Origin of the sequence: uncultured Microbulbifer sp., assembly GCF_947498635.1 — a bacterium.
Classification (GTDB): domain Bacteria; phylum Pseudomonadota; class Gammaproteobacteria; order Pseudomonadales; family Cellvibrionaceae; genus Microbulbifer; species Microbulbifer echini.
In genome coordinates, this window is the sequence record NZ_CANMKV010000149.1 from 1 (window position 1) to 311 (window position 311).

1 protein-coding gene is annotated in these 311 nt (G+C 59.5%); it reads right to left on the reverse strand.

Going from position 1 to position 311, the window contains the following annotated elements; translation table 11 throughout:
* Window positions 1–255, reverse strand: a 255-nt coding sequence (locus Q1A69_RS20230; RefSeq protein ID WP_299589762.1) for a hypothetical protein, incomplete at its 3' end; no start/stop codon positions are given.
* Window positions 256–311: the final 56 nt, after the last annotated feature.

The following is a 311-nucleotide window of genomic DNA, read 5'->3' on the forward strand; positions in this document are numbered from 1 at the left end:
TGGGGTTTGGCTGCCGAGCGCGGTGAGCAGCTGGTCTTTGGCTTTTTCGGCGCTGCAGTCCATATCATCCAGACAGGTTTGCATCACGGTGCTGTGGGCTTCGAAGCCTTTAAACACGGCTTTGATCGTGTCTTTGCGTTGCTTTTCGTCGGCGGCAAATTGCGCCCTGGCATCGGCGGCAATCTGGGCTTTCATTTCTGGGGTGACCTCGGGCGCGGCGGTTGCGGCTGGCGTGGTGGAGGTGGAGGTGGTCATGGCTTGCGCTTCCTGGGTTTGGCTATGGGTTTGGTCTGGATTGCCTGCAACCGCAG